General features: G+C 70.0%; 21 protein-coding genes. 12 read left to right on the forward strand and 9 right to left on the reverse strand.

The features are described from left to right. Positions 1 to 15 precede the first annotated feature (15 nt). Together AC5Y2S_RS27320 and AC5Y2S_RS27325 are read left to right on the forward strand one after the other, a co-directional pair. Positions 16 to 861, forward strand: a complete 846-nt coding sequence (locus AC5Y2S_RS27320) for an SDR family oxidoreductase (protein WP_499959634.1) — start codon at positions 16 to 18, stop codon at positions 859 to 861. A 153-nt stretch (positions 862 to 1,014) separates the two neighbouring features. Next, entirely contained in the window at positions 1,015 to 1,179 is a 165-nt protein-coding gene (locus AC5Y2S_RS27325) for a hypothetical protein (RefSeq protein ID WP_499959635.1), read from the forward strand. 16 nt (positions 1,180 to 1,195) lie between these two features. On the opposite strand, the gene AC5Y2S_RS27330 is transcribed toward AC5Y2S_RS27325, so the two are convergent. Further along, a complete protein-coding gene (locus AC5Y2S_RS27330; protein ID WP_499959636.1) occupies positions 1,196 to 1,786 on the reverse strand; it encodes a CGNR zinc finger domain-containing protein in 591 nt (196 codons plus the stop codon). Positions 1,787 to 1,871: 85 nt separating this feature from the next. Between AC5Y2S_RS27330 and AC5Y2S_RS27335 the strand changes: the two genes are divergently transcribed. The 3 genes from AC5Y2S_RS27335 to AC5Y2S_RS27345 all read left to right on the forward strand — a co-directional run bounded on the left by AC5Y2S_RS27335 (position 1,872) and on the right by AC5Y2S_RS27345 (position 4,065). Then, positions 1,872 to 2,564: an SDR family oxidoreductase gene (locus AC5Y2S_RS27335; protein WP_499959638.1), complete on the forward strand. Its 693-nt coding sequence runs from the start codon at positions 1,872 to 1,874 to the stop codon at positions 2,562 to 2,564. Positions 2,565 to 2,804: 240 nt separating this feature from the next. Beyond that, positions 2,805 to 3,257 carry an SRPBCC family protein gene (locus tag AC5Y2S_RS27340; RefSeq protein ID WP_499959639.1) on the forward strand — a complete coding sequence of 151 codons (453 nt, stop codon included), beginning with the start codon at positions 2,805 to 2,807 and terminating at the stop codon, positions 3,255 to 3,257. 1 nt (position 3,258) lies between these two features. Beyond that, entirely contained in the window at positions 3,259 to 4,065 is an 807-nt protein-coding gene (locus AC5Y2S_RS27345; RefSeq protein WP_499959641.1) for an SDR family NAD(P)-dependent oxidoreductase, read from the forward strand. Positions 4,066 to 4,070: 5 nt separating this feature from the next. Here the strand turns inward: AC5Y2S_RS27345 and AC5Y2S_RS27350 are convergent, their stop codons facing one another. Next, positions 4,071 to 4,817 (reverse strand): class I SAM-dependent methyltransferase, encoded by a 747-nt coding sequence (locus tag AC5Y2S_RS27350; RefSeq protein ID WP_499959642.1) that lies wholly within the window; start codon positions 4,815 to 4,817, stop codon positions 4,071 to 4,073. Positions 4,818 to 4,925: 108 nt separating this feature from the next. Next, positions 4,926 to 6,311 carry a bifunctional lipase/adenylate cyclase LipJ gene (gene lipJ, locus AC5Y2S_RS27355; RefSeq protein WP_499959644.1) on the reverse strand — a complete coding sequence of 462 codons (1,386 nt, stop codon included), beginning with the start codon at positions 6,309 to 6,311 and terminating at the stop codon, positions 4,926 to 4,928. A gap of 147 nt (positions 6,312 to 6,458) precedes the next feature. Here lipJ and AC5Y2S_RS27360 point away from each other — a divergent pair, with 147 nt between their 5' ends. Then, positions 6,459 to 6,722, forward strand: a complete 264-nt coding sequence (locus AC5Y2S_RS27360; protein WP_499903258.1) for a CDGP domain-containing protein — start codon at positions 6,459 to 6,461, stop codon at positions 6,720 to 6,722. On the opposite strand, the gene AC5Y2S_RS27365 is transcribed toward AC5Y2S_RS27360, so the two are convergent. Further along, the gene (locus AC5Y2S_RS27365) at positions 6,719 to 7,312 is read right to left on the reverse strand and encodes a TetR/AcrR family transcriptional regulator (protein WP_499959646.1); all 594 of its coding nucleotides are present in this window, start codon (positions 7,310 to 7,312) and stop codon (positions 6,719 to 6,721) included. The genes AC5Y2S_RS27360 and AC5Y2S_RS27365 overlap by 4 nt on opposite strands. A gap of 105 nt (positions 7,313 to 7,417) precedes the next feature. On the opposite strand from AC5Y2S_RS27365, the gene AC5Y2S_RS27370 reads away from it, so the two are divergent. Continuing rightward, a complete protein-coding gene (locus tag AC5Y2S_RS27370) occupies positions 7,418 to 8,353 on the forward strand; it encodes an oxygenase MpaB family protein (protein ID WP_499959647.1) in 936 nt (311 codons plus the stop codon). Here the strand turns inward: AC5Y2S_RS27370 and AC5Y2S_RS27375 are convergent. Then, positions 8,350 to 8,565 (reverse strand): hypothetical protein, encoded by a 216-nt coding sequence (locus AC5Y2S_RS27375; RefSeq protein ID WP_499959651.1) that lies wholly within the window; start codon positions 8,563 to 8,565, stop codon positions 8,350 to 8,352. The genes AC5Y2S_RS27370 and AC5Y2S_RS27375 overlap by 4 nt on opposite strands. Positions 8,566 to 8,742: 177 nt before the next feature. Here AC5Y2S_RS27375 and AC5Y2S_RS27380 point away from each other — a divergent pair, with 177 nt between their 5' ends. From AC5Y2S_RS27380 to AC5Y2S_RS27390, 3 genes are all read left to right on the forward strand, one after another. Next, positions 8,743 to 9,528: an SDR family oxidoreductase gene (locus AC5Y2S_RS27380; RefSeq protein ID WP_499959652.1), complete on the forward strand. Its 786-nt coding sequence runs from the start codon at positions 8,743 to 8,745 to the stop codon at positions 9,526 to 9,528. Positions 9,529 to 9,643: 115 nt separating this feature from the next. Continuing rightward, entirely contained in the window at positions 9,644 to 10,732 is a 1,089-nt protein-coding gene (locus AC5Y2S_RS27385; protein WP_499959653.1) for a phenylacetate--CoA ligase family protein, read from the forward strand. Between the two features lie 35 nt (positions 10,733 to 10,767). Further along, entirely contained in the window at positions 10,768 to 12,144 is a 1,377-nt protein-coding gene (locus AC5Y2S_RS27390) for an aldehyde dehydrogenase family protein (RefSeq protein ID WP_499903259.1), read from the forward strand. 3 nt (positions 12,145 to 12,147) lie between these two features. Here AC5Y2S_RS27390 and AC5Y2S_RS27395 read toward each other — a convergent pair whose 3' ends face one another. Beyond that, positions 12,148 to 12,912, reverse strand: coding sequence for a cutinase family protein (locus tag AC5Y2S_RS27395; protein WP_499959654.1), 765 nt, complete (start codon positions 12,910 to 12,912; stop codon positions 12,148 to 12,150). A gap of 254 nt (positions 12,913 to 13,166) precedes the next feature. Here AC5Y2S_RS27395 and AC5Y2S_RS27400 point away from each other — a divergent pair, with 254 nt between their 5' ends. Then, positions 13,167 to 14,057, forward strand: coding sequence for an SDR family NAD(P)-dependent oxidoreductase (locus AC5Y2S_RS27400; protein WP_499959717.1), 891 nt, complete (start codon positions 13,167 to 13,169; stop codon positions 14,055 to 14,057). Beyond that, complete coding sequence (locus AC5Y2S_RS27405; RefSeq protein WP_499959655.1) at positions 14,054 to 15,625, forward strand: AMP-binding protein; 1,572 nt, start codon at positions 14,054 to 14,056, stop codon at positions 15,623 to 15,625. The genes AC5Y2S_RS27400 and AC5Y2S_RS27405 overlap by 4 nt, the downstream gene beginning before the upstream one ends. A 14-nt stretch (positions 15,626 to 15,639) precedes the next feature. Here AC5Y2S_RS27405 and AC5Y2S_RS27410 read toward each other — a convergent pair whose 3' ends face one another. From AC5Y2S_RS27410 to AC5Y2S_RS27420, 3 genes are all read right to left on the reverse strand, one after another. Beyond that, the gene (locus AC5Y2S_RS27410) at positions 15,640 to 20,466 is read right to left on the reverse strand and encodes a cation-translocating P-type ATPase (protein ID WP_499959657.1); all 4,827 of its coding nucleotides are present in this window, start codon (positions 20,464 to 20,466) and stop codon (positions 15,640 to 15,642) included. A 364-nt stretch (positions 20,467 to 20,830) separates the two neighbouring features. Next, positions 20,831 to 21,055, reverse strand: coding sequence for a hypothetical protein (locus AC5Y2S_RS27415; RefSeq protein ID WP_076061380.1), 225 nt, complete (start codon positions 21,053 to 21,055; stop codon positions 20,831 to 20,833). 42 nt (positions 21,056 to 21,097) lie between these two features. Beyond that, positions 21,098 to 21,469 (reverse strand): nuclear transport factor 2 family protein, encoded by a 372-nt coding sequence (locus AC5Y2S_RS27420; RefSeq protein ID WP_499959658.1) that lies wholly within the window; start codon positions 21,467 to 21,469, stop codon positions 21,098 to 21,100. Positions 21,470 to 21,495: the final 26 nt, after the last annotated feature.

The raw sequence follows: 21,495 nt of genomic DNA on the forward strand, positions 1-21,495 counted from the left end.
GCAACGGAGATCTGAATGGGCACGTACGCGATCAGTGGGTCCGCGTCCGGGATGGGCCGCGAGGCCGCGCAGCGGCTCCGGGCCGACGGACACACCGTGATCGGTGTCGACGTGAAGGATGCCGACGTGGTCGCCGACCTGTCGACGCCACACGGCCGCAAGGCGGCCGCCGACGGCATCCTGGCGGCCTGCGGCGGCAGGCTCGAGGGTGCCGTGCTGGCCGCCGGCCTGGGCCCTAGTCGGGGCCGGGACCGGGCCCGACTGATCGCTCAGGTCAATTACCTCGGCGTGGTCGAGCTGCTCGTCGCCTTGCGACCGGCGCTGGCCGCGGTTGACGGCGCGAAAGTCGTCGTCGTCTCCAGCAATTCCACGACGACCGTGCCCGCGGTGCCCGGGCGGACCGTGCGGGCGTTGCTCGCGCACGACGCCGACAGGGCGGTGCGATCCGTGCGGCCGTTCGGGCCGGCCGCGCCGACGATGATGTATGCGGCCTCGAAAATCGCCGTGGCCCGTTGGGTGCGCCGGCATGCGGTGCAACCGGAGTGGGCCGGCTCGGGTGTGCGCCTCAACGCCCTGGCGCCGGGCGCCATCATGACGCCGATGCTGCAAGAGCAGCTGTCGGACCCGCGGCAGGCGAAAGCGGTTCGATCGTTCCCGGTGCCGGTCGGCGGTTTCGGCGACGCCGGACAACTGGCCGAATGGATGCGTTTCATGCTGTCGGACTCCGCCGACTTCCTTTGTGGCAGTGTTATTTTCGTCGACGGCGGGACCGACGCGTACTTCCGCGCCGACGACTGGCCGAAGGCCATACCGGCGCACCGGCTGTTCGGTTATCTGCGACGGTTCCGGGCCGGGGTGTGACGGGTCCGTCGCGCCGCCGCGAATGTGCCTGACGCCACAAAAGGGCTTTTCGCGACGTTTACCGCGGCGCGGCGCGCCCGTAAAACCCCTGGGATGCAATTCAATGAGTCGGCGAACCGCCGAATGGACAAGGGACGGACAAGGACGGCAACTGTGCCAACACCGCAGCACTGGATGCGCCAGAGCCCGACCAGCCTCGACATCGTCACACCGATCAAGGCACGGGCGTGCGACGCCCTGCAGGCGGTGCTGAGAAGCGCTCCGCGCCAATCGGGTTCCCGCCCGCGGATCATGCCGAAGGGGGTCGAGCGCTGCTGAGGGCCGGGGGCCCGGACTAGCTCCCCGCGCGGTCGCGTTCGCGTCGGCGGGCGCGCGACGCCCGCAAATTCGCGGCGTTCCCGCACGTCTTCACGTCGTGCCACACCCCGCTGTTGTTCTTCGAACGGTCGTAGAACGTCGACGCGCACTGGGGGTTGTGACACCGCTTGATCCGTCGCCAGGTACCGTCCCGCTGGCTGAGCAGAACCTCTCCCCACAGCGCCGACGCCAGCCAGCGCCAGCCGGTTCCGGCGGGTTCGAGCCGTACCTCGCCGGCCTCCGACAGCGTCAGGGACGCCGAGGCGGCGCCCGTTCCTCGTCCCGCCTGCGATTCCCCCGCTACCAGTCCCGCGATCGTGTCGCGCAGGGCGCGAAGCTTCGCCACGTCCGCGTCGCCGAGCGGCGGCGCCTGCACGTCCAGCCCGCGTGCGGTCGACCAGGCCCGCACCGCGGCGGCCGCCCAGTCGCCCGCGGCGGCCGCGTCGGCCAGCAGGTCCGGGCCGTATCCCTCGATACCCGCCGTGTTGAGGAAGTCCTGGACCAGGCCGAGGCCACCGGGGGCCGGCGCCAGCTCGTAGCGCTGTGACGCAAACCATTCCAAAGACATAGCCAAAAGATACTTGCCTATGTCGTCAGTGTCAACTATGGTGACATAGTCAAAACGCTTTTAGCTACGTCAAGGAGCACATATCATGGTTAACATCGAAGGCGCGACGGTCGTGGTAACCGGCGGACAGCGCGGGCTTGGCAAGGCCATCGTCGAGGAGTTCCTGCGGCGGGGCGCGGCGAAGGTGTACGCCACCGCGCGGGCGCCCAAGCCCAGCGAGGACCCGCGGGTGGTCGCCCTCGAGCTGGACGTCACCAAGCCGGATTCCGTTGCGGCGCTGGCCGCTACGGCCTCCGACGCCGACATCGTCATCAACAATGCCGGCATCATCGGTGCGCCGAAGCTGCTCGGCAGCGACATCGAGGAGGTGCGTGAGGTGTTCGAGACGAACTACTTCGGCGCGCTCCGGGTCGCCAAGGCGTTCGCCCCGATCCTGGCCGACAACGGCGGCGGAGCCCTGGTCAACACCCTTTCGATCCTGTCCTGGGTGGCCGGCTTCGGCGGCTACGGCGACTCGAAGGCGGCCTTATGGGCGGCGACGAACTCGCTGCGTATCGAGCTGGAAAAGCAGGGCACCCTGGTCACCGGCGTGCACCTGAGCTTCACCGAGACCGACATGACGAGCGGCTTCGACGTGCCGAAGAACGACCCGCGCGAGGTTGCGCGGCAGATCGTCGACGGCATCGAGCGGGGCGACGCGGAGGTGTTGGCGGACGACGACACCCGGCACATCAAGGCCGCGCTGTCCGGACCGGTCGAGGCGCTCCGCGCGGGTTAACGGGCACGCGACGTAAATGGCCTGTCCGAAGGCAGATCCCCGTCTTGTGACGGTGGGTCAAGCAGGCCGTGGGGGCCTCACCCAAAAATGGGCTTACTACTCTTCGGACAGGCCACCGGGTTGTCCCGGCACCGATCACGATGCCAGCCCAACCGCGAGCGCCACGACGGCCGAAGGTCCCGAAGACCGCCGGCCGAAAGTCACATCCGCGCCGCCCCGCGGGCATGTTTGGATGGCGACATGGAACCCGAACGCATCGTGAGCGCGACCCGCGTCATCTCGGCGAGCGCCGAGCGGATCTTCGAATTGATCGCCGATCCCGCCCAGCAGCCGAGCTGGGACGGTAACGGCAACCTCGCCTCGGCCGCCCCGGGCCAGCGGGTGCACCGGGTCGGTGAAGTGTTCAAGACGACGCTGACCAACGGTGCCGTGCGGGAGAACCACGTCGTGGAATTCATCGAAGGCACCAAAATCGCGTGGCGCCCGGCAGAGCCCAAGAAGCTGCCGCCCGGCCACCTGTGGCGCTGGGAACTGCAACCGATCAACGCGACCCTGACCAGCGTGACCCACACGTACGACTGGACGGAGCTGAACGACAGCACCCGGCTGGCCAGAGCTGCCTCGACGACGTCGGACATGCTGCGCGAGTCGATCGACCGGCTCGCCACACTCGCCCAGGCACGCGACAGCTGACATGGCCCTGCCACCGCCGGGCGCCGACCGCGCCGCCATCGTCACCGGCGCCTCGTCAGGAATCGGCGAACAGTTCGCCGAGATACTCGCGCGGCGCGGCTATCAGGTGGTGCTGGTGGCCCGCAGCGCCGGCCGTCTCGAAACGCTGGCCGCGGGGCTGGGTCCCCACGCGCACCCGCTGCCGGCCGACCTGTCCGACCGGAGCGCGCGGGCGGGACTGCCGGACCGCGTCGCGGCCCTCGGCCTGGTTCCGGACATCCTGGTCAACAACGCCGGCCTTTCGACGCTCGGCCTGGTCGCGAAATCCGTTCCGGAGCAAGAACTCAACCTTGTCGAGGTGGATGTGGCCGCGGTGGTGGACCTGTGCAGCCGCTTTCTGCCCGGAATGGTCGAACGCCGTCGGGGCGCCGTGCTGAACGTGGCATCGGTGGCCGGATTCGGACCCCTGCCGGGCCAGGCGGCGTACGGCGCCGCCAAGGCGTTCGTGTTGTCCTACACCCACAGCCTGCGGGGTGAGCTGCGCGGCACCGGGGTCGGGGCGACGGCGCTTTGCCCGGGGCCGGTGGACACCGGATTCGGCGAGGCGGCCGGTTTTTCCAAGGAGGAGGCCGAATCGGCCCTGCCCCAAGTGATGTGGGTGCCCGCCGCCAAGGTCGCCCAGGCCGGAATCGACGGGCTGGCGGCCGGCAAGGCCGTCGTCGTGCCCGGCCGCGTCAACCGGGTGGCGTCCGCCTTCTTCCGGGTCGCGCCTCCCGAGCTGCTGTTAGGAGTACTCAGGCGGGGTCACCCCGCCTTCAAGCACGACTGAAACTCTCAGCCGTTCTTGCCGCGCACCCACTGGAACGTGCCGTAGTTCTTGACCCGGACGCTGACGAATCCGTTGTCTTCCAGGATGTCGCCGATTTCGTCGTCGCCGAATACGTGCGCCCCCACGTTCGGCAGCTTTTGCCAAAACCTGGCGGCCTGCCCGACGGTGGGCACCATGATCGCCAGCCGGCCACCCGGCCGCAACACCCGGGCCATCTCGGCCAGTGCCGCGGCGGGATTGGGAACCAGCTGCAGCACGGCCGTCGAGACCACCGCGTCAACGGTGTTGTCGCGCAGCGGAAGTCGCTGCGCGTCGGCCTTGATGAAGCCGACCTGCGGCCCGGATTCATTGCGGACGGCGCGGGCCAGCATCGGCTCGGAGATGTCGACGCCAAGGGCCAGCCCGTCGGAACCGGCCGCGCGTGCCAGCGACGCGGTGACGTTGCCCGGGCCCGAGCCGACGTCCAGCGCCACGCCGCCCGGCGGGATGCTCAGCCACTCGATGGGCAGTTGCCACGCGCTGATCAGCCGCCGCGACAGGGCCTGGGCGTTGTCGTACAACATCGACCCGATCGGTGATGCCCACGCCGCCTGTATCGGACCGGTGTTCTTCGGGACGCCGTCGTCCTCGGCCGATCCGGCGCCGAGCAGATCCAGATAGCCCTTGCTCACGTCCGGATCCGCCGGCGGATCGGCAAGTAGGTCCAGCGCTCGGCGCAGCGCGGGTGGCAGCGAGACATGCACGTCGGTCACGCGTACTCCTTCGATCAAAAATCAAGTGGTGCAGCAGGAATCGAGGTGGGCGCCTCGTGAGCTCCGGCTCCGACATACCCCTGCCGGCAGCCTACGCCGACTCGTTCGTTACCGCCGCACGGCGGCGCGCTCGCGCACCAGGGCGCAGAGCTGCCACTGACCCGGCACGCCTTTGAGCTCGCTTTCGCCGCGGTCGGCGAACCTGTGGCGCGAGCCGGTGACGATGTCGCGCACCGTCGAGGACACCAGCACCTCGCTGGCGTCGGCGAGCGCCGCCACGCGCGCACCGATGTGCACGGCCATGCCGGCGATATCGTTTTTCAAGGCCCCGCGCACCTCGACCTCGCCGGCGTGAACGCCGACCCGAACCTCGATGCCCAGCACCCGCACGGCGTCGACGATGTCGTCGGCGCACGCGAGCGCGGCGCTGGGGCTGGAGAAGGTGGCGACGAACCCGTCCCCGGCGGTGTTGACTTCACGCCCGCCGAACCGCTGCAGTTCGTGCCGAATGATGGTGTCGTGGTTGTCCAGCAGGTCGCGCCACCGCCCGTCGCCGAGTTCGGCCGCCCGCTCGGTCGAACCGACGATGTCGGTGAACACGATCGTGGTGAGCAGGCGCTCCGCGTCCGAGCCGCCGCGCATGCCGGTGATGAACTCCTCGATCTCGTCGAGCATCGGCGCGGTGTTGCCCACCCAGTACAGGGTGTCGTCGCCCGGCAGCGCCACGAAACGCGATCCCGCGATGTTCTCGGCCAGGTACCGGCCGTGCTCGACCGGGGTGAATTCGGAGCCGGCGCGATGGAGGATCAGCGTCGGCGCGGTGACGCGCGGCAGGGTGTCGCGCACGTCGGCCTGCCGGATGGTCAGGATCATCGCGCGCGCCATGCTGGGCGAGGCGGCGCGGTTACCGGCCGCGTCCCACCAGGCGCGGAAGGCGTCGTCGCGGGCGACGCTCGGCGCGATCATGCCGAGCATGTCGAAGCCCTGCTCGACGGCGTCAGGGTCGATTGCGACGGTCGTGTACGGGTCGAGGGTCTCGATCTTGGCGCCCATCGGGTAGTCGGGGGCGTACAGGGTGCGGGCCGCGCCGTTGATGATGACCAGGCTGCTCACCCGTTCCGGGTACTCGGCCGCCAGCGTGAGCGCGGTCATCGAGGTGAAGCCCGGCGCCACGATCGTGGCCCGCTCGCAGCCCACCGCGTTCATCACCGAGACGACGTCCTTCGCCCAGAACTGCGGCCCGATCAGGTCGATCGAGGGGACGCGCGACGACAGCCCGATCCCGCGCTGGTCGAGCCGGACCACCCGGGCGAATGACGCCAGCCGCCGATGGAACCGGTACATCGATGGCTCGGCGTCGACCGAGTCGATCGGAATCGAGGGCCCCGGAAGCAGTATCAGGTCGATCGGTCCATCGCCGAACACCTGGTAGGCGATGTCGGTGTCGCCGCAACTGGCGTATCGGGTGCGAGGTGTGCCAGAAAACCCAGCCACGGGTATCAGGCTAATTCAGGGCCCCGACAAGTCGAAGCCGCGTCTCCGGCGGCCGTGCCACCTTTCGGACGCATGTTGAGTAGCGGGCAACCAGTGTCGTAGCCTCCACTAATGAAAAACGTGATCGCGGGACTTGCGGCATCGGCAATGGTCGGTGGACTCGTGAGCGTGGGCGTTGGGCTGGCGCCCTCGGCATCGGCGGGATGTCAGACCACCGCCCCTTTCGAGTCGTACTGCGACTTTCCGATCCAGCCCAACGGAACCTGGCAGCGCTGTCACGAGGCGCCCGGAGACACGATCGATGACGGCCGTGTCGTGACTCAAGGCCCGCCTCGTGAGGAGTGTTACAACGTGAACCCCGTTCTGCCCTGGCCTGCCCAAGACGTCGGGCCGCACTTCCACCTCGACTAGGCGCCGATGATCGGGACCAGGTAGCGGGCCGCATAGTCCCGCACCGCCGCTTGGTTCGAGGTGTCGAGTCGGTCGGTGGGGAACACGATGATGCCGAGGGCCACGCGCAGCAGGATGTCGGCGATGTTGGCCAGGTCGGGTTCTGATGCCCCGGCCCCGCACCGCCGCAGGGTGTGGGCGATCCCCTCGGCGAACTGGCCGATCGGAAAGGCCCGCGATCGGGAAAACATCCCCAACAGTTCGGGCTCGCTTTCGGCAATCCGGGAATACAGGGGCGAATCCTGGACCAGGCGCACGCCGAGCGCGAAGGCCTCGATCACGGCCTGTTTTGGGTCACAGCCCGCGGTCGCCTGGTCGAGCGTTCTGAAGAAGAGTTCTGCTTCCCTGCGCACCACCTGCTCGAACAGGTCGTCCTTGGACGGAAAACGCCGATAGATGGTGCTGCGGCTGACGCCGGCCCGGGCCGCGACGTCTTCGATGTTCGCGCGGCGCACGCCGTAGGTCTCGAAGACCGTTCGCGCGGTGTCCAGGATGGCGCGGTCGACGTCGTTCGCTTCGGCGAGATTGCCGCCAGCGCTGCGGTTCTGCATGGATCACCACCCTCCCGGCAATCTCGACGCGACCCTGTTACTGTGACACAAAGATACGTGTTTGTTTCTCTGTTTCATACTCAGCGTGTCGGGCAGGAGGATGCGATGACGGCACAACGGGCCGGCCAGGATTTCGACACCGGTGTTCGCGAAGCCGTCCCCATGCCGGTCGACGACGAAATCGCCGTCGCGTCGCCACGGCTCGGGCCCGACTCGTTGACGTGGAAGTTCTACGGGGATCACCGGACCCAGTTCTTCGGGTTTCAGCGCACCGCCGGCGTGGAGAACTGCATCGAACAGCTCGCGCAGGGCGTGCTCGATCACTCGGTGATCTTCAGCGACACGCTGGGCCGGGCCAAACGAACCGGTCCGCCCCTGATGAAGACCGTCTATTCCGCCGACCCGCACGAGTGGGGCCGCAAGGTCCGCGATTTCCACAAGCCGATCAAGGGCACCATCAGCGACGGCTCCAGGTATCACGCGCTGAATCCGGAATTGTTCTACTGGGCGCACGCCACCTTCGTCGATCAGGTCATCTACACGACCGACACGTTCATCCGCCGGTTGTCCCGCGCCGAAAAGGAACAGATCTTCAACGAGGGCAAGATCTGGTACGGCCTGTACGGGGTCAGCGACCGCGGCCAGCCGCAGACCTACGACGAGTTCGTCGCGTACTGGGACGGGATGCTCGAGCGGTTCGTCCCGCACAAGACCGTCCTGTACGGCACGGGCTACATCCGCAAGGGGATACCGGGCCCGCGCTGGATTCCCGGGCCGATCTGGAAGATCGTGTCCGCGCCGCTCAACGCCTACACCCGGCTGGTGCTCGTCGGTACCCTGCCACCGCAGATGCGCGAGGTGTGCCAGCTGCAGTGGGATGCCAAGAAGGAGAAGCGATTCCAGCGGTTCGCCGCCGCGGTGCGCGCGCTCAATCCGCTGATCAATCGGCTGCCCGTGTCGTTCATCTACCTGCCGTGGGCGGCCGCGGCGTGGCGCCGCGCGGGCGTCGACCCGCGCAAGCTGCACAACCGCGCGGCTTAACCGATGCGCAGCAGCCGTTCGGCGTTGCCGTGCGCGATCTTCGCCCGGTCGGGCGCGGACAGCGTCGTCCGCTCGAAGCCCTCGACCGCCTCGCGCGAGGACTCGGCGAACCCACGGAACCGATCGGGATGCTGGGCAATGATTTTCGCCAGGTAGTCGTTGGCGAGCCGGGCGTTGGTGCGCGCCTTCTCGGCGTCGATGTCGACCTGCAAACCCCGGGAGGTCAGGGACAGGACCTGGACGTCAGCGCATCGGTCTCCCTTATCCGTGGTGAGCGCGTGACGTGCAGTATTGCGCGGTCTGCGCGTCAATCCGCCCTGGGGTCTACCCATCGGTCGCCGAAAGCACGAAAGTGAGGGGGTAGGCGAAACCGAAGGAGGGGAGCGGCCATGCAGATGACGGGCAATACGGTGTTGGTAACCGGAGGCGGCAGCGGAATCGGTCGCGGCCTCGCTGAGGCGTTTCATCGACTCGGCAACACGGTTGTCATCGCCGGCCGTCGGCGTAATCTGCTGCAGGACGTCGCGCAGGCCAACCCGGGCATTCGGACGCTGTCGCTGGATCAGGGCGATCCCGCCGACATCCGCCGCTTCGCCACCGAGCTGACCGACCACTATCGGGACGTCAACGTCATCGTCAACAACGCCGGCGTCCAGCGCTTCGAGGACCTCACCACGACCGGCCCCAGCGTGGCCGAGCTGACGGTCGCCATCAATTTGCTGGGCCCGATCCGGCTGACGGCCGCGTTGCTGCCGTCGCTGCTGAAGAAGCCGCGGGCCGCGATCCTCAACGTCACGTCCGGCCTCGCGTTCGTGCCCAGCGCCCTCACGCCGACGTATTGCGCCACCAAAGCGGCGCTGCATTCCTACACCGAGTCGCTGCGCTTCCAGCTCCGCGGAACCGCGGTCCAGGTGATCGAGATAATCCCGCCGCACGTGCAGACGGAGCTGCAGCGTGGGCGGGGATTCGACATTGAGGATCCCAGGGCGATGCCGTTGGACGAGTATATCGCCGAGACGATGAGCCTGTTGCAGACGCAACCGGAGGCCGACGAGATCATCGTGGAGCCCGTCAGGCCGTTCCGGTTCGCCGAACGCGACGGCATTTACCACGACTTCTATCCCGCCTTCAACGAGGCGATCACAGCGGCTTTCGCCCAATCGCGCAGCGGCTGAAAACCGGCCGGCCACAAAGAGTTCGCCGGGGCATGGGGCAACGTTCAGCGCCCGTATGCCCGGCCCGTCCCCGCGCGGTTGTCGGGCCGCTCGCGGATGCGACAGGATCGATGCCATGGGCGACTTTTCGCTGTTGGACGTTCCCCGATCGATTCGGATCGCGGACCCCGAGGCGTACCTGCGTGCCGCCATGGCGTGGCACTTCGGTGCGGACACCGGGTCCCCGTTCTGGTTGCGCACCGCACAGACGCTCAACTTCGACCCGCTGACCGACGTCAACAGCTTTGCGGAGCTGCGCCTGTTCCCCAACCTCGTCAACGAATTGCGCGGCGCGCCGGTCGAGGACCTGATTCCGCGTGGTTATGGATCGCCCCCGCCGCTGCCCCAGATTTTCGAATCCGGCGGTACCACCGGCGCCCCGAAACGCACTGTGCAGATGCCGGATTGGATCGCGCAGGTCGTCGAATGGCAAACCGAGGACTTCGCCGGGGGCGGCTTTGTCCGGGACCGGGGCTTTTTGTGCCTGATGCCGAGCGGGCCGCACGGCGTCGGCTACTTCTCCCGTTTGGTCTCCGAGCGTCTCGGCGCGGTCTTCCATGCGATCGACATCGACCCCCGCTGGGTGAAGAAACTCGCGGCCCGCAAGGCGGCCGGCGAGGTGGCCGCCTACATCGACCACGTCGTCGAGCAGGCGGTGTTCGTGCTGCAGACCCAGAACGTCGCCAACCTGCACACCACCCCGCCGCTGCTCGCGGCCATCGCCCGAAACGACCGGGTGGTCGACCTGGTCAACGACAAGGTCCGCTACCTGTTGCTCAGCGGCGCCCACGTGGACGCCGACACGCTCGACCTGCTGCGCGACATCTTCCCGGACACGACGATCACCATGGCCTTCGGCAGCACCATGGTGCTTTCGCAAGCGGTCACCCGAACCGTCGACGGCGACTCGTTCGTCTTCGACCCGCGGACACCATACGTCGTCTTCTGGGTCGTCGACCCCGACACCGGAGAGCAAGTGCCGTACGGGCAACGCGGCCAGGTGGTGATGAACCACATCAGCAAGGGCATGTTCATCCCCAACAACCTGGAGCGGGACCTGGCCATCCGGATGCCCGGGCCGGCCGGCCCACTCAGCGATTCCGTCAGCGAGGTTCGACCCGTAACGACCTTCGAGGGCGAGGCCGTGATCGAAGGCGTCTACTGACCGTGGGAAGCCAACAGCCGTTCCCGACAACCGATTTGGTGCGCATCGACGCGCTCGGTGCGGGCGGCGAGTATCGCACCCGCAACCGCGAGGTCATCACGAGCACCGCCGGCGCCGCGGTTGCCGAGCTGAGTATCGTTCCGCCGCTGTATGTTTCGCGCACCATCGGCGCGCAGCGGAAGACCGGGCCGCTGCCCGTCGAGCGGCGCGAAGCCGCGCTGGCCGGCGCGGCCGAGCTCTTCGGCTCCGCGGTGATCGGCGGCCTCGACTTCGAGGAGTACGTGCGGCTGGCCAGCGGCATTTCCGGGCTGCCGATCGCGGTCGCCCGGGCCGGCGCGCGTGGCGTAGCCGACGCCGTCGCCTCGGCGTTCGATGCGGTCCGACCGGCTCGGCCCGCCGGCGCGGCGTTCGACTGGCGCGACGAGCGCATCCGTCGCGGCGGTGCGGTGTGGGCGCGGCGCGGCGAGGTGTTCGCCGTCCACGCGGCCGGAAACGGCCCGGGCGTGCACGCCCTGTGGCCCCAGGCGCTCGCGCTGGGATACCGGGTGGCGGTGCGCCCATCGCGCCGCGAGCCGCTGACCGGCCACCGACTGGTAAATGCGCTGCGCCAGGCGGGATTTCGGCCCGAAGACGCGGTGTATCTGCCCACCGACCACGGCGGCGCCGACGAGATCATCCGCTCGGCCGACGTTGCCATGGTGTACGGCGGCCAGGACGTGGTGGACAAGTACGCCGATGACCCCGCGGTGATGGTGAACGGCCCCGGGCGCACCAAGATCCTCATCACCGCCGACCGGGACTGGCGCGACCACGTCGACGTCGTCGTCGACTCGATCGCCAACCTGGGCGGGATGGCGTGCGTCAACGCCACCGCGGTGCTCTACGAGGGCGACCCCGCCCCGTTGGCTCGCGCGATCGCGCAGCGGTTGGCCGACATCGAGCCGCTGCCCGGCGAGGACGAGCGCGCGATCCTGCCCACCCAGCCCCTCGACAGGGCGCGGGCGCTGGCGGCCTACCTGGCCGCCAAGGCCGCCGGGAGCACGCCGCTGCTGGGCGCCGACCAGGTGGTCGCCCCGATCGGCGACGGCTGCGCGGCGCTGCGACCGGCGGTGCACCTGCTGGACGAACCCGGCTCCGGCCGGCTCACCGACCCGCTCAACACCGAGTTGCCGTTTCCGTGCGTGTGGGTGGCGCCGTGGTCGCGCGCCGCGGGGGTCGAACCGCTGCGGCATTCACTCGTGGTCACCGCCATCACCGGCGACGAGCGCCTCGTCGACGACCTGCTCGCCGAACCGACCGTCGCCAACGTCTACTTCGGACCCCACCCGACCTTCCACACGGCACCCGAAATCCCGCACGACGGGTTCCTGCCGGACTTCCTGATGCGCAACAAGGGGTTCGTCAGCGGGTAGGCCCTAGCTGCCGAAGCCCCCGCCATTCGGTGACGCGACGACCGTGGTCGGCCCCGCGGGGCCCACCGGGCCGGCGGGGCCCTCGCCAAGACGGCTCAGCGCGAAGGCAACGCCCTTGTCGATCATCGCCCCGTCGTCGGCGTAGGCGTCGTGGGCGGCGAAGTTCATGCCGTCCGAGCACACCGGGTCCTCGGGGGCGCACACCTTGATGGTCTTGCCCTGATACAGCGGACCGATCGAGACCGGGGGCTGGTTGAGGAAGTTCATCGCCCGAACGTTCGGCGTACCGAAGAGCACCACCGAGGAGACGTGGTTGGCCACGTCGGGACCCAGGGGTTTCGGCACGGTGGCGGGATCGACCCCATCCGGCACGGCGGACGAGGTGACGAACCCCATCACGGCCGCGCCCTGCGAGAAGCCGCCGAGCACCATCTTGGTGTTGGGGCAGTCGTGCGCCATGGAAACGACGTGCGCGCCCGCGTCCCGGATGCCGTCGAGGCCCGTTTCCCACTCGTGGCTGGCGGGATAGTTCACCGGATAGACGTCGAACGACCTTGCGCCGACGCGCGAGCGGAGGGTGTCGGCGAACGCCTGCCCGGTCGCGCCGAGGCCGGGCGGCTCGTCGGTACCGCGGGCGAACACCACCTGCACGTCTGGGCACGGCTGGGCGACTGCGGAGGGGAGGGCAGGGGCAAAGACGGAGGCGCTGAGCCCCGCCCCCGCGACTACCGCTGGACCAAGGAAACGAGGGAGGTGACGTGCAATCATGCCGCAATTGTGCCCATCTGAACGCCTGCCTAAACAGTGATCTTCCAGCGAATTATTTCAGATTCGTAAAACGTGCGTCGGACGCGCCGCGGCGCGCCGGCGACGGATCCGCGACAGGCCGCTCGAGATGCTGAACGCGGGCCGCAGCGCGGGCCGGTGTTTCGGTGTGGTCTGCTAGCGGTAGTCCGAGTCGAGGCATACGGTCAAGCCAGCGCCGCCCCTCGCGCGCAATTCGGAGTGATGCGGCAGTGAACGTGAACGTGATAGCGAAAACCTTGGCGGCGGCCACCGATCGCCTGGCGAATCCGGCGCGGGTCGCGGATCCCGACAGGCTGCGCGGCGCCGTTTCCGGCAAGACCGTGTTGGTGACTGGTGCGTCGTACGGAATCGGCGAAGCCACGGCCCGCAAGATGGCCGCCGCGGGAGCGACCGTGCTGATCGTCGCCAGGTCGGCGGAAAAGCTCGAGGACGTCGCGGCGGCCATCAACGCCGGCGGCGGCCGCGCGGTCGCCTATCCGACCGACCTCACCGACGAGTCCGCGGTCAGCGAGCTGACGAAGCGGGTCACCGAGGACCACGGCGCGGTGGACATCGTGGTGAGCAACGCCGGCAAGTCGTTGCGCCGCTCCCTGCACCAGCAGTACGACCGCCCCCACGACTTCCAGCGCACCATTGACGTCAACTACCTCGGACCGATCTGGCTGCTGCTGGGCCTGCTTCCGGCTATGCGCGAGCGCGGCGGCGGGCACATCGTGAACGTGTCGAGCGTCGGGGTGCGCGTCGTGCCCGGCCCCCAATGGGGCGCCTACCAGGCCTCCAAGGGCGCCTTCGACCGCTGGCTGCGCAGCGTGGCACCGGAATTGCACGCCGACGGGGTGGACGTCACGGCGGTCTACTTCGCGCTGGTGCGGACCCGGATGATCGCGCCCACACCGATCCTGGGCCGGCTTCCCGGCCTGTCCCCGGACGAGGCCGCCGACGCGATCGCCAAGGCGGTGATCGAGCGGCCCCGCACCAACGAACCGCCCTGGGTGTGGCCGGCGGAGCTGGCCTCGGTGCTGCTGGCCGGGCCGGCCGATCGCGCGGCGCGGTTGTGGCACCGGCGCTTCTTCGCCGACGCCGAAGCGCAAGAGGCCCGACGATGACGGACGGCGTGGTCGCCACCGCGCTGCGCGCGCTGCTGCGCTCCCGACTGCTCAGTCCGCCTTCCCCGGTGGCCGGGGTCCGGCTCATTCGCGAGGCACGCCGCGGCGGCACCAATCCCTACACACTGTTGGCCGTCACGGCGGCCCGCTGGCCCGACCGCGCCGCAATCGTCGACGACGACGGCGCCCTCACCTACCGCGAGCTGCGCTCGGAAACGGAATCCCTGGCCCGCGCGTTGTCCGGCGCCGGGGCCGGTTCCGGTCAGGCCGTCGGGGTGATGTGCCGCAACGGACGGGGATTCGTCGAGGGCTTCTTCGCCGCCGCGCTGATCGGCGCCGACGTCGTGCTCGTCAATACGGATTTCCGCACCGACGCGCTGGCCGCCGCGCTGAGCGCGCACCGGATCACGACGATGGTCGCCGACGACGAGTTCGCGGACCGGGTGCGCGCCGCCGATCAATCGGTCGCGCTCGTCGACCCGGCGCCGGTCGGTGCGCGCGACGAAGGCCGGCGCAATTCGAGACCCGCCGTGGCGACGCCCGGCCGGATCGTCCTGCTGACGTCGGGTACGACGGGCAAGCCCAAAGGGGTGCCACGCACCCCGCAACTGCGTTCGGCGGTGGGCGTCTGGGTGACGATCCTCGATCGCACCGGGTTGCGGACCGGGTCGCGGATCTCGGTGGCAATGCCGATGTTCCACGGTTTGGGGCTGGGCATGCTGATGCTGACCGTCGCCCTCGGCGGGACCGTCCTGACGAATCGCCACTTCGACGCCGAAGCCGCGCTCGCGCAGGCATCGCTGCATCGCGCCGACGCCTTCACCGCGGTGCCGATCGTGCTCGCGCGCATCCTGGACCTGCCGCAACGGGTGCGGGCGCGAAACCCGTTGCCCTACCTGCGGGTGGTGCTGTCCAGCGGGGACCGGCTCGATCCCAACCTCGGGCAGCGGTTCATGGACGCCTACGGCGACATCCTCTACAACGGCTACGGCTCAACCGAAGTCGGCATCGGCGCGCTGGCCACGCCGGCCGACCTGCGGGACGCCCCCGAGACGGTCGGAAAACCCGTCGCCGGCTGCCCGGTGCGCATCTTCGACAAGAACGACCGGCCTGTCGGTCCGCGCGTCACCGGCCGCATCTTCGTCGGTGGCGAGCTGGCGAGCGAGGGCTACACGGACGGCGGAGCCAAGGCGGTCGTGGGCACCATGACCAGCACGGGCGACATGGGCTATCTCGACAACTCGGGCCGGCTCTACATCGTCGGCCGCGAGGACGACATGATCATCTCCGGGGGCGAGAACGTCTACCCCCGCGCGGTCGAGAACGCGCTCGCCGAACACCCCGACATCGCGGACAACGCGGTCATCGGCGTTCCCGACGAGCAGTTCGGGCATCGGCTGGCGGCCTTCGTGGTCGCACAGCCCGGGCGCAGCCTCGACCCGGAGGTGCTGCGGGATTACTTGAGGGGCAGGGTTTCCCGCTTCGAGCAGCCGCGGGACATCAACATCGTCGACAGCATCCCGCGCAATCCCGCGGGCAAGGTGGTGCGCAAGGAGTTGTCGAGCTAGAGGTCGGCTATTGCTCAGTCCTTTTTCGGCTCCAGCGCGGCGACCCGGTTGGCCAGCCAGTTGGGCGCCAGCACCGACACGGCGGTGGCGCCCGCCGTCGAGCCGATCACCCCGGACCAGGCGACCGGCCCCAGGGGTGTGCAGCCGAAGAACTGGCTGACACCGGGGGTCTGGACGATGGCGACCAGCACACCCGCGCTGCCCAGGGCGGTGGCCAACACCAGCGGGCTGTGGCGGCGGGTCAGCAGGGTCTGCGCGAGCTGCGTGCTCACCAGCGCGGTGAGACCCATTGTCGCCGTGCGGCGTTCGGTGCCCGGCGTCCAACGCCCGATGGCCCAGGCCGCCGTCGCGCCGGCCGCGGTGACGGCACCCCGGGTGACGATCTGGCGCATGAGCGGCGCGTCAAGCGACGGCGAGGGTTCCGACAGCGCCGCCAACTGCAAGGCCCGCTGCATCTCCTCGGCGTCGCGGTCGGAGTCGTCCTCGTCCTCATCCGGCTGCGGGTACTGCGGGGTGACGGCGACCGCGAGCGCGGGAAACATGTCGGTGAGCAGGTTCACCAGCAGCAATTGGCGCGTGCCCACCGGCGCGCGACCGGTGCCCAACGCGGTCCCGATGATCGTGAAGAGCACCTCACCCACGTTGCCGCCGACCAGGATGCTGACCGCGTCCCGCACGCCGCCCCACATGCCGCGGCCCTCGACCAGCGCGTCGAGCAGGACGCCGAGGTCGTTGTCGGTCAAGACGATGTCGGCCGCCCCGCGGGCCGCCGACGAACCCCGGCCGCTGACGCCGATGCCGACGTCGGCCATGCGGATCGCGGCGGCGTCGTTGGCCCCGTCGCCGACCATCGCGACCGCCTGCCCGCTGCGCTGCAGCGCGGCGACGATCTGCACCTTTTGCTCGGGGCTGACGCGCGCGAAGACCTGCACGTCCGCGGCGAGCCTGGCGCGGGCGTCCTCATCGAGGGCGGCCAGTTCGGCCCCGGTGGCCTCGCGCGCATCCGCCGGCAGCCCCAGTTGACGCGCGATCGCCCGGGCGGTGATCGGGTGGTCGCCGGTGATCAGCACGACCCTGCGCCCGGCTTCCACCAGCGCCTCGATCAGTGGCCGCGCCGACGGGCGCGCGGTGTCCGCCAATCCGACAAAGCCGACCAACTCCAGGTCGTGCGCGGCCGCGTCGACGTTGTCCGCGTCCGTGTCCTCCTCGGCGGTTCCCCGGTCCCACTGGCGCCGCGCCACCGCCAGCACGCGCAGGCCCTGACCGGCGAGCGCCGACACCAAAGACTCGGCATGGTCTTGGCCGCCGTCCCGGTCGGCGAACCGGCACCGCGGCAGGATCTCCTCGGGGGCGCCCTTGACCTTCAGCATCGGATCCGCCGTCGCGGCGGTCGCGGTGACGATCGAGGCGGAGTAGCCGCGACTGGACTCGAACGGCACCTCCGCGAGCACCGTCCACTCCGAATCGTCCCGACCGTCAAGGGAATTGGCGGCCGTCAGGATGGCCTCGTCGGTGGCGTGCGCGTGCCCCTGCCCGTTGTGCGGCTGGGTGCACGCGCGCGCGGCGATGCGCAGCACTTCGGCAGCGCGCGGGTCGCTCGGATCCGGGAACGGCGCGTCGGCGCTGGCCCCCTTCGGCACCACGCGCACGAGGCGCAGGCGGTTCTCGGTGAGGGTGCCGGTCTTGTCGAAACACACGGTCTGGACCCGGCCCAGCGCTTCGACGGCGCGTGGGGTGCGCACCAGCACGCCGCGCCGCGACAGCCGCTGGGCGGCGGCGAGCTGGGCCAGGGTGGCCACCAGCGGGAGGCCCTCCGGGACGGCGGCCACCGCGATCGCGACACCGTCGGCGACCGCCTGGCGCAGCGAACCCTGGTGTGCCAGGGCCAATCCGGTCACCGCCGCGCCGCCGGCCAGCGTCAGCGGGAGCACCTTGCTGGTCAATTCCCGCAGTCGCGCCTGCACCCCGGCGGCCGACTCGACGTCGGCGATCGCCGACATCGCCCGTTGCGCGGCGGTGCCGGCGCCGGTGGCCACCACGATCGCCCGGGCGCGGCCGGCGACGATGGTGCTGCCCTCGAAAAGCATGCTGGCCCGGTCGGAGTCCGCGACGGCGACGGGATCGACCTGCTTGTCCACCGGCAGCGACTCACCGGTGAGGAAGGACTCGTCGACCTCCAGGTCGTCGGCCACCAGCAGGCGGGCGTCCGCGGGCACCACCTCCGGGGCGGCCAGGTCGATGATGTCGCCCGGGCGCAGCGACTTGGCGCTCACGGTCACCGTTCGTTCGGTGGAGCGGGCCGCCTCGAGCCGGCGGCGCGCGGTCGCAACGGTCGGCAGCACCACGCGCCGCGCGTGCCGGTCCTGCTCGGCGAACAGCTCGGCGACCGCCGCCTCGGCCCGCAGGCGTTGCACCCCGCCCGCGATCGCGTTGGCCGTCATCACGCCCGCGACCAGCAGCGCGTCGACGTTGCTGCCGACGATCGCCGAGGCCGCCGCGCCCACCGCCAGGATCGGGGTGAGCGGATCGGCCAGCTCGGCCCGCGTCGCGGACAGCAGCCGCCCCACCCGGGTGGCCGGGCCCCGCAGCGGCGCGACGAGCGGGTTGTAGGAGAGGTCGTCGAGGACCTGGCGCCAGGGCGCCTCGCCGGGCTCGACGGCCAGCGGCCGCGTCCGGCTGGCCAGCCGCGAGTAGACGATTTCGGGGTCCAGGGCGTGCCAGGCGGTCAGCGGCTGCGGCGTGGGATCCGGCAACCGCAGCGCCCGGGTGGCCGAGAAGACGCCCGACACCAACGCGGCCGCGGCGGCCGCGTTGACGGGATTGAGCCAGCGCTGTACGGCCAACGGGTTGGTGGTGCCGGGCTCGCCGGTGACCAGCAACAAGCCGGCCAGCGTGCTGCCGCCCTTGGCCAGTCGCACCGACGATTCCGTGGCCTCCCGGGCCACCGGCAGCGTCGAGAGGATCCGAACCGCCGCGGCGAGGTCGGTGCCGGTGATGATGTCGGCGGTCCACGGCGTCGCGGCCTGTGGATCGTCGAGCGCCACGCCGACGTCGGCGACGGCGAGCGCCGCCAACGTGTCGGTGGAAGCGAAGTCCCGGTGCACGGCGGTGATCAGCAAGACCGGCCCCCGGTCGGTCCGCAGATCGCGGACCAACTGCAGCAGCGGCGTGCCCGCCGGATGGCTGACGGCGACGCTGGCCGTCAGGTCCTCGGTGCCGGCGACGTGGCGCAGCACCACCCGCGCCCCGGTCCGGTGGGCCGTCTGCAACAGCGGGATCGCGAACGGGTCGACCTCCCACCCCACGTCGACGCCGCCGACGCGTTCACCGTCGACGATGAGGTCGGCGTGCTCGAGGCCCTGGGCGGGCGTCGCCGACGGCTCCTGGGCCCGAAGCCATCGCAGGCGGGCTCCGGTGGCGGGCAATTCGTCGGGGTCGGGGTCGGGCGCCTCTTCACCATGCAGCAGCGCGTCGGCGACCTCGTAGACCCGGTCCTCATCCCAACCGGGGATGTCGCCGCGTGCCTGAAGCACCGCGCGGTTGTCGCCGCGCAGCGCCGCCCCGTCGATGACGACCACCTTGACCCGGTCCAGCCGGCGCAGGGCGCCGGGGTCCAGGATCAGTTGTCCGGCATTGGCCAGCCCGCGCCCCAGCACGGCGGCGAAGGTCTGGCGGCCGGTATGCGCGGCCCGCGGCACGCCGGCCAGCAGCGCCCCGGCCGCGTCTTCGGTGCCACCGCCGGCCAGCAGCGCGCCGGCCGCGGCGATCAGCGACGCGTTCGCGGCCTGGTCGGCGTACTCCTCGACCGGCCCGGCCATGGAACCCTTCGCGGTGTCGATGGCGGCGTCGATCGCGCCACCGACCACGACGTGGGATACCTCGCCGGCGGCGGCCGCGGCCCAGTTGTGCCGCGGGGCCTGCGAGCTGGGTCCGGCCGACGAGATGACGGGCACCACCGGCGCCTGTGGCCGATCGGGCGAGGCCAGCTGCGGCTCCCGCTCCCGCCATCGCTGACGATGGGCCGAGGCCTCCGAGATCTGCAGGCTGCGTTGCGCCAGGTCCAACATCGGTGTGCCCACCGCCTGGGTCAGCCCGTTGGCCAACGCCGTCGAGGCGCTGAGCGCGATGTCGGTGCCGACGCGGCCCAGCCGCGACTCCAGGACGGCCACCACCCGCGGCTGGTGATTGAGCAGGGCGGCCGCGGCGCGCGCGCTGCGCGGCGCGACGGGCAGGCGGCCCAGCCAGCCGGTCACCGCGGCCCCGATCGCCGCGACGTCCATCGCCGCCGCGGTGAACGGGACCAGAATCGCCAGCGGGTTACCCGGGTCGGCGAACGGCGCGGTGCGGCTCACCGCCTTGGGCCCGGTGAAAGCGAGATCGGCGGCCACGGCGCAGACCGTTTCCCGGACCTCGTCGAGGACGTGGTCGGCGTCGGCGTCGCCGTCGAGTTCGACCACGAGCCGGCCCAGCGCGCCCTCGACGTGGGCGGTGGCCACCCCGGCGATCCTGCGAACCGGTTCCTCCACCACCGCCGCGTGCTCGTGCCAGCTGGGGAACGGCAGCAGCGGGTCCAGGTCCAGATGCACCCGGCGCCCGCTACGCCAGCGCACCGGCGGGACGACGGCGTCGGGGGAGCCGCCGGACGGGGAGCCGATGCCGATCGCCCGCCCCGTCGTGTGGGCCACCGAGGTCACCACCGGGCCGGCCAGCTCCATCACCGGGCTGGCGAACATCTGCACCGCGCCCGCGGCGCCGGCCGCCGTGGAGACGCCGGCCCGCACCACCTGCGCGGCTCCGCCGGTCACGCCAGCGACGACGCTGGCTACACCCGGAATCCTCATTCCGTCACCCTTCAAACCCGTCTATCCGCGCCTAATGATCCTGGCGTGCCTGTGGCCTGTCCACATATGGGCCGGATGGACGGCCGAGCGAAAACACCAGCGAGTGGGCGCGTCGGACTCGCTCGGTTACCAGGGGGTGCAATCGCTTCCTGGCAGGAACATTACCGGGTTCGCGACACACCAAACCTGGGAGAACACGCGCGCGGCGAAACCTTTACCACGCCGGCGCTTGCAGTGTCGCGACGCCGAACCGCATTGGCGGAGGCGTTATTTCGAACGACGGGCGAATAGGCAAGGCCGAAAAGCACAAATGCGCGGTAGCCGTCGAACGGCTACTCGCGCATATTCGGATGGAAGATTCCGTCTACAGGATCCGGTGGTTCGCCCGGCCGACCTGGTACCCGGCCGGGAAGGACTTCTCGATGACCTGCAGCTGATGGTCCACTCTGGACTCCAGCTCGAGAACCACGCAGCTGTCGCCGACGGCTTTGGATTCGAGAACTATGTACCGCTGACCACAATCGGTGATCGGGTCGCCCGAGTGCAATTTCTCGACCGCCACCGACTCCGGGGTTCCATCTGCCTCCATCCGTCCACGGTAGGTCAATTCCCCGAGCGAGGGAATAGACCGCTAGGTGGTGTCGGCTTGTCGCTGTTTGAAGAACACGCTGACGCGAGAGATCAGCCCATCGTCGCCCCGCTCGAACAGAATGCATTCGGGCCACGTCGCGCCGACGCCGTCGATCTCGAACGTCTCGGTCAGCTCGACGTAGGACAGGCGATCGTCGACGTGCGAGACCCGCTGCACTTCCAGCTTGTGGCCCTTGAGGGTGGTACACACCTTGCGCAGGTAGGCGACATAGTGCTGCTTGCCCTCGACGACATCGCAGAACGGGCCCTCCCGGGTCAGCCCGTCCTCGGCGATGGTGGTGGCCAGGCCGTCCCAATCGTGGGCGGCCAGGCATTCCAGGTAGCGCTCGACGGCGCCCGACCCCGACTCCACGGAAATCACAGTAAGACAACTCAACG

The sequence above is a fragment of the Mycobacterium sp. NGS69 genome (assembly GCF_059812165.1).

Excerpts from the sequence above, each read along its gene's own strand:
- AC5Y2S_RS27320 (WP_499959634.1), top strand. The coding sequence starts at position 16 with ATGGGCACGTACGCGATCAGTGGGTCCGCGTCCGGGATGGGCCGCGAG.
- AC5Y2S_RS27330 (WP_499959636.1), bottom strand. The coding sequence starts at position 1,786 with ATGTCTTTGGAATGGTTTGCGTCACAGCGCTACGAGCTGGCGCCGGCC.
- AC5Y2S_RS27335 (WP_499959638.1), top strand. The coding sequence starts at position 1,872 with ATGGTTAACATCGAAGGCGCGACGGTCGTGGTAACCGGCGGACAGCGC.
- AC5Y2S_RS27340 (WP_499959639.1), top strand. The coding sequence starts at position 2,805 with ATGGAACCCGAACGCATCGTGAGCGCGACCCGCGTCATCTCGGCGAGC.
- AC5Y2S_RS27345 (WP_499959641.1), top strand. The coding sequence starts at position 3,259 with ATGGCCCTGCCACCGCCGGGCGCCGACCGCGCCGCCATCGTCACCGGC.
- AC5Y2S_RS27360 (WP_499903258.1), top strand. The coding sequence starts at position 6,459 with ATGGTCGGTGGACTCGTGAGCGTGGGCGTTGGGCTGGCGCCCTCGGCA.
- AC5Y2S_RS27365 (WP_499959646.1), bottom strand. The coding sequence starts at position 7,312 with ATGCAGAACCGCAGCGCTGGCGGCAATCTCGCCGAAGCGAACGACGTC.
- AC5Y2S_RS27370 (WP_499959647.1), top strand. The coding sequence starts at position 7,418 with ATGACGGCACAACGGGCCGGCCAGGATTTCGACACCGGTGTTCGCGAA.
- AC5Y2S_RS27380 (WP_499959652.1), top strand. The coding sequence starts at position 8,743 with ATGCAGATGACGGGCAATACGGTGTTGGTAACCGGAGGCGGCAGCGGA.
- AC5Y2S_RS27385 (WP_499959653.1), top strand. The coding sequence starts at position 9,644 with ATGGGCGACTTTTCGCTGTTGGACGTTCCCCGATCGATTCGGATCGCG.
- AC5Y2S_RS27395 (WP_499959654.1), bottom strand. The coding sequence starts at position 12,912 with ATGATTGCACGTCACCTCCCTCGTTTCCTTGGTCCAGCGGTAGTCGCG.
- AC5Y2S_RS27405 (WP_499959655.1), top strand. The coding sequence starts at position 14,054 with ATGACGGACGGCGTGGTCGCCACCGCGCTGCGCGCGCTGCTGCGCTCC.
- AC5Y2S_RS27410 (WP_499959657.1), bottom strand. The coding sequence starts at position 20,466 with ATGAGGATTCCGGGTGTAGCCAGCGTCGTCGCTGGCGTGACCGGCGGA.
- AC5Y2S_RS27415 (WP_076061380.1), bottom strand. The coding sequence starts at position 21,055 with ATGGAGGCAGATGGAACCCCGGAGTCGGTGGCGGTCGAGAAATTGCAC.